The organism is Salarchaeum sp. JOR-1, from assembly GCF_007833275.1.
Taxonomy (GTDB): domain Archaea; phylum Halobacteriota; class Halobacteria; order Halobacteriales; family Halobacteriaceae; genus Salarchaeum.
Window position 1 is genome coordinate 1180061 of record NZ_CP042241.1, and the last position, 13597, is coordinate 1193657.

The window sequence follows — 13597 nt, forward strand, 5'->3', positions numbered from 1 at the left end:
AAAGAGCGGGGGCGCTCCGCCCCGATTAGCGGGCGTCGCGGTAAACACCGACCGTTTATGCGGCGAGGCCGCGACGTCCACCCATGAATCGGGACGACCTCGCCGCCGCCATCGACCACACCGTCCTCGGCCCGGAAACCACCGTCGGCGATGTGGAGCGCGTGCTCGACGACGCCGCACAGTACGGCATGAACGCCTGCGTCCCGCCGTGTTACGTCCCGGAAGCAACGGACTACGAGCCGGACGTGACGCTCGCGACCGTCGTCGGGTTCCCGCACGGCCAGCACCACCCCGAAGTGAAGCGCGCCGAGGCCGAACGGGCGTGGGAGGACGGCGCGGACGAACTCGACATGGTGCTCAACGTCGGCCGCCTGAAGAACGGCGAACACGACGCGGTCCGCGACGACATCGAGGGCGTCGTCGCCGCCACCCCACTCCCCGTGAAGGTCATCGTCGAAACCGCGCTCCTCACCGACGCCGAGAAACACGCCGCCGGCAAACTCGCGAAGGAAGCGGGCGCGGACTACCTCAAGACCTCCACGGGATTCGCGGACGGCGGCGCCACCGTGGAGGACGTGGAACTCCTCGCCGAGTACCTGCCCGTGAAAGCCAGCGGCGGCATCGGCACCGCCGACGAGGCGCGCGCGATGCTCGACGCCGGCGCGGAACGCATCGGCGCGAGCTCCGGCGTCGGAATCCTCGAGAGCGACGAGTAGCCGTCCCTTTTTTCTCACCGGCTCCCGACCGACTCCGTATGCACGGGTGGCCGCGGTGAGTTCGAGCGAGTGGATTCCGTCCCGCGGCGAGCGCGTGCCGCTCTGGGGCGTCGTGCTCGCCCTCGCCGCTATCGTCGGGTTCGCGGTCTACTCCTTCGTCGGGACGTTCGTCCTCGGCGTCTTCATCTACTACGGCGTCCGCCCGGTCTTCCGGCGGCTCGACCGCGTCCTCCCGGAGACCGCGGCCGCGGTCGTCACGCTCCTCCTCACCGCGCTCCCGTTCTTCCTCGTCGCCGGCTACTTCGTCCTGATGGGCTTCCACGAACTCCTCCCGCGCCTCCGGAGCTACCAGGAACTCCTCCAGCCGTACGTGAACGTGGACGCGCTCCTCCAGCAGCCCGTCGACGAGTTCGTCGCCTACCTCCAGAACCCCGACCGGTACTCCGTCACCAGCATCATCGAACAGACCCGGCGGTTCTTCGGCCTGTTCTCCAGCGTCCTGATGAACCTCGTGCTCGCGACCCTGTTCGCGTTCTACCTCCTCAAGGACGGCAAGCGCCTCCGCGACTGGTTCGCGGGGTTCGCGGGCGACGCGTCCGCGACGTACGCGTACGCCACCGCCGTCGACCGCGACCTCGAAACGATGTACTTCAGCACCGTCCTGATGGTGTTCGTCATCGCCGTCGCCGCCGCAGTCGTCTACCACGGCTACAACACGCTCGCGCCGGCCGCAATCGGCATTCCGTTCCCGACCGTGCTCGCCGTCGCCACCGGGCTCGCCGCGCTCATCCCGCTCGTCGTCGGGAAAATCGTCTACCTCCCGCTCGTCGGCTACCTCGGGTACAGCGCCGCGGTCACGCCCGAGGTCAGCCTGTTCTTCCCCGTCGGCCTGCTCGTCGTCTGTTTTCTCTTCCTCGACTTCATCCCGATGACGTTCGTCCTCCCGGAACTCGCCGGCCGCGGCACCCACGTCGGCATCGTCATGTTCGGGTACATCGTCGGCACCATGGTGTTCGGCTGGTACGGACTGTTCCTCGGCCCGCTCGTCCTCGTGCTCGCCGTGCAGGCCGTCCGCATCCTCCTCAAGCCGCTCGTGTTCGGCGAACCCGTGACCGGCGAGGTGGACACCGCCGAGGAGATGGGCGCAGACCCGCCCTGAAGCGCGGGGCTTTTGACGACTCCGACAGTACACGGTTGTGATGGCCCGGTACCACATCGAGACCTACGGGTGCACGTCGAACCGGGGTGAGAGCCGGGAGATAGAGAAGCGGCTTCGGGACGCCGGTCACCGCAAAGTCGACGGGCCGAAAGCGGCGGACGTCTCCATCCTCAACACCTGTACGGTCGTCGAGAAGACGGAGCGCAACATGCTCCGCCGGGCGGAAGAACTCGCAGAGGAGACCGCGGATCTCTTCGTCACGGGCTGCATGGCGCTCGCGCAGGGCGAGGAGTTCCACGAGGCGGACGTGGACGCCCAGGTCTTGCACTGGGACGAGGTGCCGGAGGCGGTGACGAACGGCGAGTGTCCGACGACGACGCCGGACGCCGAACCCATCCTCGACGGCGTCATCGGAATCCTCCCGATCGCTCGCGGCTGCATGAGCAACTGCTCGTACTGCATCACGAAGCAGGCGACCGGCCGCGTCGATTCGCCGCCCGTCGAGGAGAACGTGGAGAAGGCGCGCGCGCTCGTCCACGCCGGCGCGGCGGAGATTCGCATCACGGGACAGGACACGGGCGTCTACGGCTGGGACGACGGCGAGCGCAAGCTCCCCGAACTCTTAGAGCGCATCTGCACCGACATCGAGGGCGACTTCCGGGTTCGCGTGGGGATGGCGAACCCCGGCGGCGTGCACGGCATCCGCGAGGAGCTCGCGGGCGTGTTCGCCGAGCACGACGAGATTTACAACTTCCTCCACGCGCCCGTCCAGTCCGGGTCGGACGACGTGCTCGAGGACATGCGCCGCCAGCACCGCGTCGAGCAGTACCTCGACATCGTTGAGACGTTCGACGACTACCTGGGTGAGTGGACGCTCTCCACGGACTTCATCGTCGGGTTCCCCACGGAGGAACCGGAAGACCACGAGATGTCGATGGCGCTCCTCCGGGAGACGCGCCCCGAGAAGATCAACGTGACGCGGTTCTCGAAGCGCCCCGGGACGGACGCCGCGGACATGAAGGGCCTCGGCGGACAGGTGAAGAAAGACCGCTCGAAGGAGATGACGGACGCGAAGATGGCGGTCGTCGCTGAGGCGTACGAGTCGATGGTCGGGACGGAACGCGACGTGCTCGTCACCGAGCACGGCACGGGCGACTCCGTGAAGTGCTACGACTCCGCGTACCGCCAGATCATCGTGCAGAACGCCTCCGAGCACGCCCTCGAACCCGGCGACTTCGCGACGGTCGAGGTGACGGGGCACTCGACCGTGTACGCGTTCGCCGACCCCGTGTAGGTCGGACACCACCTCTTTACTGTCTGCTTCCGTGTCTCCGCGTATGACTCAGACAAGTGAGAGCGCGTGGAACCGCCTCTACGTCGACGGCGAGTGGCGAGACTCCGGAAGCGGCGAGACGATTCCCGTGGCGAACCCGGCGACCCGCGAGCAGTTCGCGGAAGTTCCCGCGGGCACCGTCGACGACGTCGACGCCGCGTACGAGGCCGCGGACGCCGCCCAATCCGAGTGGGCGGCGCTGCCGCGCGAGGAACGCCTCGAGTACGTCGAGGCGATGCGGGACGAACTCCGGGAGCGCGACGAGGCGGTCGCCGGATTGCTCGCGCGAGAGAGCGGGAGCGCGATGGGGAAGGCGACCGGCGAGGTCGGTATCAGCCTCGCGGACTTCGGCACCGCGTTGAACGTCGAACCCGAGGGCGAGGACGTGCGCGACTCCCAGTTCGTCTCGGAGAAAAAACACCACATCGTCCAGGAACCGGTGGGCGTCGTCGGCATCATCAGCCCCTGGAACTACCCACTGCACCTGACGACGCGCGCGCTCGCGCCGGCGCTCGCGCTCGGGAACACCGTCGTCGTGAAACCCGCGAGCGACACGCCCGTCACGGGCGGCCTCCTGCTCGCGGACATCGCGAACGCGGTCGGCCTCCCGGACGGCGTCGTGAACGTCGTGACCGGTCGCGGGAGCGACATCGGTGACCGATTCTCCGACCACCCGACGCCGCGCGTCCTCTCCTTCACGGGGAGCACGGCGGTCGGGCGGACGGTCGGGAAGAACGCGGGCGAGAACATCACGATGCCCGCGCTCGAACTCGGCGGGAACGGCCCGTTCGTCGTCTCCGAGTCGGCGGACGTGGAGCAGGCCGCGGCCGCGGGCGCGGTCGGTTCGTTCACCCACCAGGGCCAGGTCTGCATCTCTATCAACCGCCACGTCGTCCACGAGTCCGTCTACGGCGAGTACGTCGAGCGACTCGTCGAACACGCCGAGTCGCTCACGGTGGGCGACCCGACCGACCCCGAGACGGACTTCGGCCCCATCGTGAACGAGAGCCAGCGCGACGACCTCGCCGACTTCGTCGCGGACTCGGTCGACGAGGGGGCGACCGTCGAGACCGGCGGCGACTACGACGGGTTGTTCTTCGAACCGACCGTGCTCTCCGGCGCGACGAACGACATCGCCGCGGCGTGCAACGAGCACTTCGGCCCCATCGCGCCCGTCATCCCCGTCGAGAGCGACGAGGACGCAATCGCGGTCGCGAACGACACCGAGTACGGCCTCTCAGCGGGCGTGTTCGCCGGCGACACCGACTACGGCCGCGAACTCGCCGACCGCATCGACGCCGGGATGGTGCACGTGAACGACCACCCGATTCAGGACGAACCGAACGCGCCCTTCGGCGGCATGAAGGCGTCCGGTCTCGGCCGGTACAACGGCGAGTGGATCGTCGACGAACTCACCGAACCGAAGTGGATTTCGGTCCAGAACGAGCCCCGGGAGTACGACCTCCTAGAATGAGAGCGTGACCGCGCCCGCCTCGCTCACGCCCGTCGCCGCGTCGTGCTCGCGGAAGGCGTCGTGGAGCGCGTCGTAGGTGTCGGAGATGGCTTCGACGACGACCTTCGTGTCGCTGACGACGGGCATGAAGTTCGTGTCGCCCTCCCAGCGCGGGACGATGTGCGTGTGCAGGTGGTCTTCGATGGATCCGCCCGCCGGCCCGCCGCCGAGGTTGAGTCCGGCGTTGTAGGCGTCCGGCCCCATCGCGGCGTCGAGCGCGTCGAACGTCGCCTGCTTGAGTCGGGCGTGGTCGAGCAGTTGGTCGTCCGAGAGCGCGCCGTAGTCGCCGCCGTGGTCGCACGGAATCACCATCGCGTGCCCCGGGTTGTACGGCGCGTTGTTCAACAGACAGAACGCGTGCTCGGAGCGCGCGACGATGCGGTGCTCGCGATCCGTCCCGTGCTCGGGGAGTTCGCAGAACACGCACTCCTCCACGTCGGGGTTCTTGTCCTCTCTCTCCACCCACTCGATTCGCCACGGCGCGAACACGCGATCCATATTCGGGAGTACGACGCCGTCGGGAAGAACAGTTCGGCTCTCCGCCGAGTCCGCCGGCTCACGTCGGATAGACGTTCTGGCTCGAACCTAAGGGTGTGTTTTTAAGTCTCCCGGGGGACTGTATCGATTCGAGGGTGGTTCCGATGGCGAGTAAAACACCTCATTCCGACGGCATGACGGAACTGTGCGAGTGCTGTGGGCAGGAGACCCCTCACGAGGTCTCCATCGAGCTTCGAACCGAGAGTTCGAAGTCCGAGAACGCCGAGTTCTCGCGCGAACCCTACCGGGTGACCGAATGCCGTTCGTGTGGCGAAACGAGTAGCCAGCGAATGAACAACGCCTAACGGCGTCTGTAAACTCCCAGTCGCCCCCTCATTTATTATTCATACCGACGCAGGGCCGCCCAGTCCCTACTCCGTCGTGCGCTCGCAGCCGTCCTCGGTGACGATGACGGTGTGTTCTGCCTGACTCACGAGTTCGCCCGCCTGCTCCTTCAGGACGGGATAGCTCCGGACGACGTCGTTCATCTCCAGGCGGCGCAGCCCCATCTCCGCGCGCGGCGTGTCCAGCCAGCGCGCCGCGAACGGGAGGCCGTCGAACTCCGCGGCGGCGTCCAGCACCTGCCGGGCCTGCCGGTTCCGCACGGACTTCTCCGCGACGACCTCGTAGATTTCGGTCGCCTGCCCCTCCGAGACCTTCCCGTTCCCCGTCGTGGCGAACGGCTCGATGGCGAGCACGTCGCCCTCCTGCAGTTCGACGCCCGTGTCCACGCCGCGGTTCGGGACGTTCGGTCCCGTGTGCGCGTCGTACACCTCCAGGCCGTGCCCGGTGAGGTTCACGATGGGCTTGAAGCCGTACGCCTCGATGACGTCCTCGACCTCAGCGCCGACCTCGCCCGTGTGCACGCCCGGCTCCACCGCGTCCAGCGCCGCGTCCAGCGCCTCCTCCGCGGCCTCCACGAGCTCGCGGTTGTCCCCGAGGTCGACGGTCGTCGCCGCGTCCGCGATGTGGCCGTCCACGTGCACGCCCACGTCCAGACACACCACGTCGCCCTCCGCGAACGCCGTCTCGTCGTCCGCGCCAGGGCTCGCGTGGCTCGCCTCCTCGTTCACGCTGATGTTCACCGGGAACGCCGGCTTCGCGCCGCGCTCTCGGATCTCCGCCTCCGCGAACTCCGCAACATCGAGATGCGTCGTCCCCGGCGCCACCAGGTCCGCCGCCGCCGCCATCACGTCCGCGAGGATGTCGCCCGCTTCCTGGTACTTCTCGTACGCCTCCGACCCGACTTCGACGGAATCCGTCATACCCCGCGCTTAGAGTGACACGGGAAAAGAGGTTGCGCCTCCACCGTTTTGCTCTGCGGGTCGCGCGGAGCGCGACCGCTTGAGCAAAACTCTGCACCATCGCCGGACGCGGAGCGTCCGGCTATTCAGCCAGAACGCCGTGCGTTCTGGCGACAAAACGGCGGCGCGGCGAAGCCGCGCCGAACGAAACCGAGAGTCACCGCCGCGGCCGCACCGCCGCGAGCGGCTCTCGCTCCGCTACGAGTCGATCGCCGTCCGCATCGCCATCGTTTGCGGTGCGCTGACGTTGGAGGGACAAAGACCGCTATCAGTGAGTGCGTTCGCGTTTTCGGGCGGCCGCCCGCTCGTTTCCTCCACCGAGACCTATATATCGCTCGGAACGCCTATTATAAACCGCTTACGTGGGTGAGCGCGTGGTCTCGTTCGACGCACGCCGGCCACCGCTGCGTGCACGGAGTTATGTCCACGGGAATCCAGTTCAGCGACGACGTCGAACCGCACCACCACCGCGTCGACGCGACGGCGTACGACGACATCTACGTCGTCGGCGACGTGCACGGCTGTCGAACCAGCCTCGACCGCCTCCTCGACCGCCTCGCGCCCGGCGAGCGCGACCTCGTCGTGTTCGTCGGCGACCTCGTCCGCAAGGGCCCGGACAGCGCCGGAGTCGTCGACCTCGTCCGCGGCCGCGAGAACTTCCTGAGCGTCCGCGGGAACAACGAGGAGAAACTCCGAACGGGCGACGCGACCCTCCCCGAACTCGACGACGATGCGGTCTCCTACCTCACCTCGCTCCCCGTCGCAATCTCGTGGGCGGACACGCTCGTCGTCCACGGCGGCGTCCACCCCGATCGACCGCTCGCCGACCACCGCCCCGGCGAACTCATGACGATGCGCGCCCCCCAGGGCGACGGCTACGCCGGTCCGTTCTGGTACGACACCTACCGGGGGCCGCCCCGCGTGTTCTTCGGGCACACCGTCCACGACGACCCCGTCACGTCCGACTGGGCGGTCGGCCTCGACACCGGCTGCGTGTACGGCGGCAGCCTCACCGCGTACGACGTGCACGGGGACTCGTTCGTGAGCGTCCCCGCCGCGGAAACCCATCAGTCCCGGAGCGACGAGAAGATCGTCACATGACCGACCTCACCAACCCCGACCGCTACCTGAACCGCGAACTCAGCGAGCTCGCGTTCCAGCGCCGCGTTCTCAACGAAGCGGTCGACGACCGCAACCCCGTGCTGGAGCGCGCGAAGTTCCTCGCCATCGTCACTCAGAACATGGACGAGTTCTTCATGAAGCGCGTCGGCGGCCTCAAGCAACAGATCGACGCCGGTTTCACCGAACCGTCCGTGGACGGCCTCACGCCCCGCGAGCAGTGGGAGACCGTGATGGAAACTGCGCGTCCCCTCCTCGAACAGCAGTCGCGATGCTACCACGACGAGGTTCGGGGCGCGCTCGCCGACGCCGGTATCGAGATCCTCGACTGTGCCGACCTCACGTCCGAGGAACGCGACGACCTCCGCGCGTACTTCCGGTCGTCCGTCCTCCCGACGCTCACTCCGTTGACGTTCGACCCCGCCCATCCCTTTCCATTCATCTCGAACCAGAGCCTCTCCCTCGCCGTGCTCACGCGGGACGACGGCGACGACGACACGACGTTCTCCCGCGTGAAAGTCCCAGGGAACCGCCCGCGACTCGTCGAACTGGACGACGAACGGTTCGTCCTCCTCGAGGACGTCATCGCCGCGAACCTCGACCTCCTCTTCCCGGATACGGACGTCGTGGACTACGCCTCCTTCCGGGTCACCCGGAACGCCGAAGTCCGCCGGAACCAGGAGGTCGCCGAGGACCTCGTGAACCAGATACAGCGCGTCCTCCGCCAGCGCCGGTTCGCCACCGTCGTCCGCCTCGAAATCGAATCCGGCGCACCTGCCGCCATTCGGGACGTGCTCGTCGACCAACTCGGCCTCGACGACCGCGAGGTGTTCTCACTCCCCGCACCCCTCGACTTCCGCGGGTTCACGGCACTCCTCGATTTGGATCGACCCGACCGCAAGCGCGAGGGGTGGACGCCCCAATCCCATCCCCGGATTCACGACGGAATCGACGACGTGTTCGCCGAAATCCGGGACGGAGACGTGCTCGTCCACCACCCCTATCACTCCTTCTCCGGAACCGTCCAGCGGTTCTTCGACGAGGCCGCGCGCGACCCCGACGTGCTCGCGATCAAGGCCGCCATCTATCGAACCGCCCGCGACTCCCGCGTCATCGAGTCCCTCATCGAGGCCGCGCGCAACGGCAAACAGGTCGCCGTCACCGTCGAACTCAAGGCGCGCTTCGACGAGGAGAACAACCTCCACTGGGTCGACCGCCTTGAAGAGGAGGGAATCCACGTCGCGTACGGCACGCTCGGCTACAAGGCCCACACCAAGACCAGTCTCGTCGTCCGCGAGGAGGACGACGGCGTCCGACTCTACTCGCACGTCGGCACCGGAAACTATCACTCCGAGACCGCGAAGCGATACGAGGATCTCGGACTGCTCACCGCCGACCCCGACATCGGCTACGACCTCGTCACGCTCTTCAACTTCTTCACCGGCCACTCCATGCCCCAAGAGTTCCGCTCGCTCCTCGTCGCCCCCACCACGATGCGCGAGCGCTTCCACGACCTCATCGACCGCGAAATCGAACGCGCCGACGCCGGCGACCCCGCGCGCATCGTCGCGAAGATGAACCGCCTCGAAGACCCCGAAACAGTCACGCACCTCTACGAGGCCTCCCGGGCCGGCGTCGACATCGACCTGGTCGTCCGCGACATCTGCCGACTCCGCCCCGGTGTCGACGACCTCAGCGAAAACATCACCGTCCGAAGCATCGTCGGACGCTTCCTCGAACACTCCCGCGTCTTCTACTTCGAGAACGGCGCCGGAGACATCGACGACCCCGCGCCCGCCTACTTCATCGGGTCTGCCGACTGGATGCAGCGCAACCTCGACAACCGCGTCGAAGCAATCGCGCCCGTCACCGACCCCGCCCTCCGCGACTACCTCGACGACGTGCTCGACGTGCTCTTCTCGGACAACCGCCGCGCCTGGGAACTCCACGCCGACGGCACCTACGTCCAGCAGCGCCCCGACGGCGACGAAATCGACGCCCAGACCGCACTCATGGATCGCGCGCGTCGCGAGGCCCCCGACCCCCCAGACTCCGACCTCGTCGCAGACTACGAAGGCCCGCTCGTCTCCTCGGAGGAACCTCGCCCAGACGAACGCGCCGACGCGATCCTCGACGACGCGATCCTCGACGCCATCACCGACATGGTCGACGACAACCGTTCCGACCACGAAACACGCGAGTGAACGAGACCCGCTCGTCGGCTACCGTCGCGTTCGTCTGTATCGCCACCGTTTCCCGCCTCACTTCGTTCGACTGCAAAACCTGGAGGGAAAAAACCGCTTGTCGCGCCGTTATCGCGTGCTCGTCTGCATCGCGTCCGAATTATAGGATTCTCCGGCGTTGCCGTCGGTGTCGAGGACGATGACGCCCGCGCTGGAACCGGTGAGCTCCGCGAACTCGTCGATTGCGCGGTCAGCGGCGGCCTGCGCGTCCAGTCCGGATTCGAGGTGGCGGACCGCGCGTCGGGTGAGCGTGGCCTTCGCGATGTCCTCGCCCGCGCCCGTCGCGGACGCCGCGCCCGCGGGGGCGGCGTAGAACCCCGAGCCGATCTGGGGCACGTCGCCGACCCGGCCCGCGAGCGCGAGCCACCGCCCGCCCGTGGAGGTCGCCGTCGCGAACCTATCGCCATCGAACGCGACCGCGCCCACCGTGTCGTGGTCGTGCTCGTCGCCGCGCCCGGACGTGTCGTCGCTGTCGGCGTTGTCGGGGCTCCCGCCGAACTTGTCGTCGAGCCACGCGACGTGCTCCAGGGGGGTTCCCTCGGGGTGGCTGTCGAGGTCGTCCCACTGCTCGCGCGAACGCTCCGTCCAGAGGTCGACCTCGGTGTCGATTTCGATGTCCTCGGCGAAGTCAACGGCGTGCACGCCGCTCAGGAACACGTGCGGGGTTTCCTCCAGCACGCCGCGCGCGACCGACACCGCGTGCTCGACGCCCGGCATCCCCGCCGCCGCGCCCGCTTCTCTCTGGCTGTCCATCACGCCCGCGTCGGTGCGGATGATGCCGTCCGACTGCACCGCGCCGCCGACGCCCGCGTTGAACCGCTCGTCGGATTCGAGGACGCGAACCGCCGCCTCCACCGCGTCCACGGGGTCGTCCGCGTCCGCGCCTGCCGCCGCCGCGTCGTCCAAGACCGCCTGTCGAGGCTCGGGGTCGTCCGGCGCGCCGCCCGCGCCCCCGTGCACGATGACCTTCATACGGAGTGGTTTCCCGGCAATCCCGATAAACCGTCGGCTTCCGGAAGACCGCTGCGTCGCGCGGAAACAGCAGTCCTTTTACGCGCTCCCCGGCAGATTTCAGGCGAGATGAACTACGACCAGATCGACGCTCCCACCGAGGGAGAGAAGATCACGTTCGACGAGGAGTCCGGTCTCGACGTCCCCGACAACCCCATCATCCCCATCATCTACGGGGACGGCATCGGAAAAGACGTCGCGCCCGTCGCGCAGGACGTACTGAGCGCCGCCGCGGAAGCGACCGGCCGCGACATCAACTGGTTCCGACTGTACGCCGGTGAGTCCGCGCGCGAGAAGTACGACGAGAACCTCCCCGAGGACACCGTACAGGCCCTCAAGGACTACCGCGTCTCCATCAAGGGCCCGCTCACGACGCCCGTCGGCGCGGGCTTCCGCTCGCTGAACGTCGCGCTCCGCAAGAAGCTCGACCTCTACACGAACATGCGGCCGACCTACTACCTCGACGGCGTCCCCTCCCCCGTCTCCGACCCCGAGGAGATGGACATGGTGAACTTCCGCGAGAACACGGAGGACGTCTACGCCGGCATCGAGTGGGAAGCCGGCACCGAGGACGTCGAACAGGTTCGCGAGTTCGTCGAGGACGAGATGGGCTTCGACTCCACCATCTACGACGGTCCCGTCGGCATCGGCATCAAGCCCATCAGCGAGTTCGGCACGAAGCGCCTCGTCCGGCAGGCCATCGAGTACGCCATCGAGAACGACCGTGACTCCGTCACGCTCGTCCACAAGGGCAACATCATGAAGTTCACCGAGGGCGCGTTCCGCGACTGGGGCTACGAACTCGCCGAGGAGGAGTTCCCCGAGCAGACCATCGACGAGGACACCCTCTGGGAGGAGTACGACGGCGACGCCCCCGAGGACGTTGTCGTCGTCAAAGACCGCATCGCGGACAACATGCTCCAGCAGCTCCTCACGCGCACGACGAACTACGACGTGCTCGCGATGCCGAACCTCAACGGCGACTACCTCAGCGACGCCGCGGGCGCCCAGATCGGCGGCCTCGGCATCGCGCCCGGCGCGAACATCGGCGACGGCCGCTTCCTCGCGGAGCCCGTCCACGGCAGCGCCCCCAAGCACGCCGGCAAGGACAAGGCGAACCCGAGCGCGATTATCCTGTCCGGGAAGATCATGCTCGAACACATCGGCTGGCAGGACGCCGCGGATCTCGTCCACGACGCCGTCGAACAGCAGATCTCCTCGAAGCGCGTCACCTACGACCTCGAACGCCAGGTCGAGGGCGGCGAGAAGCTCGCGGCCAGCGAGTACGCCGAGGAAATCATCGAGCGCATCCACGAGCTGGCGTAAGCGACTCGTGGGTTAGCTGGAACTCGTTTCCAGTGCAATTCACGAGCTGGCGTAAGCGACTCGGAGGTAGCGGCGTCGACTACGACGGCCCCGTTTTTCTTGAGGCTCGGTCGCGTAGTCGTGCGTGTGAGTGAGGACGATGTCTTCGAGGACGTTCCCGGTATCGAGGAGGATCTGGCGCGCGCCGAACAGCAGTTGACGGTGCGCGTGGAGCGCCGGACGTACGACAAGCCGGTGACGATAGTCGAGGGGTTCGAGGACGAGTCCGTGGATCGCTCCGACCTCGCGTCCGAGCTGAAGTCGAACCTGGGCGCGGGCGGGACGGTGAACGACGGCGCTATCGAGGTGCAGGGCGACCACGCGGAGCGCGTGCGGGAGCTACTGGAAGACCGCGGATTCTCAGTCGAGGCGTAGGCCGGTCGGACGCGCTCTCGCTGGCGGGGGCCTCCCGTTCGTGGGCGGTCGCGATTTCGCGGGCGATTTCCAGGCCGCTACGCTCTCCAGTCGGGGTTCTCTCGCGGCGGACTGAACACGTCGATACCGTCAACGGGCGTGTCCCCGACGGATCGCGCGGCGTGCGGTTCGTCGGCCGGAATCACGTACGATTCGCCCGTCGTCACCACGTGCTCCTCGCCGTCCACCTCGAACGCGAGCGAACCGTCGTACACGAACCCCACCTGCTCGTGGCGGTGGCTGTGCTCGGGCACGCTCGCGCCCGGCTGGATGTGGAAGTGCTGGACGCTCATGTTCTCGCCCGCGGAGAGTTCAGCGAGGTAGACGCCCTCGACGGCTTCGACGATACGTTCCGCGGACAGGTCGTGTGTCTCCATACCGCCTCTCACTGCGCGACGCACAAAACAGTTCGAGTAAAGTATCTGCCCCTGTGGTGTCGCGTATGGACGCACCCCACTACGTCGTGAACGCGGAGGCGGCCGTCCACCGCGACGGCGAGTACCTGCTCGTCGAACGCGCCGCCGCGGAGGAACACGGCGCGGGCGCGCTCGCGCTCGTCGGCGGGAAGGTCGAAGTCACCGAGGGACGCGAGGTGCTCGAAGCGACGGTTCGCCGCGAGGTCGCGGAGGAGGTCGGCGTCACCGTCGGCTCGATGGAGTACGTGACGAACAGCGCGTTCGAGACGCCGGACGACCGCGTCGTCAACACCGTGTTTCTCGCGGAGTACGACGCCGGAACCGCCCGTGTCCGCGACCCCGAGGAGGTCGCGGCGGTCCACTGGCTCAGTCCGGCGGAGGTGCGCGACCACCCGGACGCGCCCCAGTTCACCGCCGACTACGTCGACGCCGTCGAGGCCCACAGGGTCGAGCGTCAGTCCTAACGT

At 67.6% G+C, this 13597-nt stretch carries 14 protein-coding genes; 10 read left to right on the forward strand and 4 right to left on the reverse strand.

All coding sequences use genetic code 11. The annotated features are described in order from the left end of the window. Window positions 1–83 precede the first annotated feature (83 nt). The 4 genes from deoC to FQU85_RS07300 are packed head-to-tail and all read left to right on the forward strand — an operon-like array spanning window position 84 to window position 4682. Window positions 84–716, forward strand: a complete 633-nt coding sequence (gene deoC / locus FQU85_RS07285; RefSeq protein WP_145846331.1) for a deoxyribose-phosphate aldolase — start codon at window positions 84–86, stop codon at window positions 714–716. 55 nt (window positions 717–771) lie between these two features. Further along, window positions 772–1875 carry an AI-2E family transporter gene (locus tag FQU85_RS07290; protein ID WP_168219948.1) on the forward strand — a complete coding sequence of 368 codons (1104 nt, stop codon included), beginning with the start codon at window positions 772–774 and terminating at the stop codon, window positions 1873–1875. A 40-nt stretch (window positions 1876–1915) separates the two neighbouring features. Beyond that, the gene (locus tag FQU85_RS07295; RefSeq protein WP_145846337.1) at window positions 1916–3169 is read left to right on the forward strand and encodes a tRNA (N(6)-L-threonylcarbamoyladenosine(37)-C(2))-methylthiotransferase; all 1254 of its coding nucleotides are present in this window, start codon (window positions 1916–1918) and stop codon (window positions 3167–3169) included. Between the two features lie 43 nt (window positions 3170–3212). Then, window positions 3213–4682, forward strand: a complete 1470-nt coding sequence (locus FQU85_RS07300; RefSeq protein ID WP_145846340.1) for an aldehyde dehydrogenase family protein — start codon at window positions 3213–3215, stop codon at window positions 4680–4682. On the opposite strand, the gene FQU85_RS07305 is transcribed toward FQU85_RS07300, so the two are convergent. Continuing rightward, window positions 4674–5219, reverse strand: a complete 546-nt coding sequence (locus FQU85_RS07305) for an HIT domain-containing protein (protein WP_145846343.1) — start codon at window positions 5217–5219, stop codon at window positions 4674–4676. The two genes, FQU85_RS07300 and FQU85_RS07305, sit on opposite strands and share 9 nt — an antisense overlap. Window positions 5220–5362: 143 nt before the next feature. Here FQU85_RS07305 and FQU85_RS13610 point away from each other — a divergent pair, with 143 nt between their 5' ends. Next, entirely contained in the window at window positions 5363–5563 is a 201-nt protein-coding gene (locus FQU85_RS13610) for a hypothetical protein (protein ID WP_145846345.1), read from the forward strand. A 66-nt stretch (window positions 5564–5629) separates the two neighbouring features. Here the strand turns inward: FQU85_RS13610 and map are convergent, their stop codons facing one another. Further along, on the reverse strand, window positions 5630–6523 hold the full coding sequence (map, locus tag FQU85_RS07315; RefSeq protein WP_145846347.1) for a type II methionyl aminopeptidase: 894 nt from the start codon (window positions 6521–6523) through the stop codon (window positions 5630–5632). A gap of 459 nt (window positions 6524–6982) precedes the next feature. Here map and FQU85_RS07320 point away from each other — a divergent pair, with 459 nt between their 5' ends. Continuing rightward, window positions 6983–7663 (forward strand): metallophosphoesterase family protein, encoded by a 681-nt coding sequence (locus tag FQU85_RS07320; RefSeq protein WP_145846352.1) that lies wholly within the window; start codon window positions 6983–6985, stop codon window positions 7661–7663. Next, window positions 7660–9885, forward strand: coding sequence for a polyphosphate kinase 1 (ppk1, locus tag FQU85_RS07325; protein WP_145846356.1), 2226 nt, complete (start codon window positions 7660–7662; stop codon window positions 9883–9885). The genes FQU85_RS07320 and ppk1 overlap by 4 nt, the downstream gene beginning before the upstream one ends. Window positions 9886–9993: 108 nt before the next feature. Here the strand turns inward: ppk1 and FQU85_RS07330 are convergent, their stop codons facing one another. After that, a complete protein-coding gene (locus FQU85_RS07330) occupies window positions 9994–10896 on the reverse strand; it encodes an isoaspartyl peptidase/L-asparaginase (RefSeq protein WP_145846358.1) in 903 nt (300 codons plus the stop codon). 108 nt (window positions 10897–11004) lie between these two features. On the opposite strand from FQU85_RS07330, the gene icd reads away from it, so the two are divergent. Together icd and FQU85_RS07340 are read left to right on the forward strand one after the other, a co-directional pair. After that, window positions 11005–12261: an isocitrate dehydrogenase (NADP(+)) gene (gene icd, locus FQU85_RS07335; protein WP_145846360.1), complete on the forward strand. Its 1257-nt coding sequence runs from the start codon at window positions 11005–11007 to the stop codon at window positions 12259–12261. 126 nt (window positions 12262–12387) lie between these two features. Then, on the forward strand, window positions 12388–12675 hold the full coding sequence (locus FQU85_RS07340) for a translation initiation factor (protein WP_145846362.1): 288 nt from the start codon (window positions 12388–12390) through the stop codon (window positions 12673–12675). Between the two features lie 77 nt (window positions 12676–12752). Here FQU85_RS07340 and FQU85_RS07345 read toward each other — a convergent pair whose 3' ends face one another. Continuing rightward, complete coding sequence (locus FQU85_RS07345; protein WP_145846366.1) at window positions 12753–13091, reverse strand: cupin domain-containing protein; 339 nt, start codon at window positions 13089–13091, stop codon at window positions 12753–12755. Window positions 13092–13156: 65 nt separating this feature from the next. Between FQU85_RS07345 and FQU85_RS07350 the strand changes: the two genes are divergently transcribed. Then, window positions 13157–13594: an NUDIX domain-containing protein gene (locus tag FQU85_RS07350; protein WP_145846368.1), complete on the forward strand. Its 438-nt coding sequence runs from the start codon at window positions 13157–13159 to the stop codon at window positions 13592–13594. The last annotated feature ends 3 nt before the right edge of the window (window positions 13595–13597 follow it).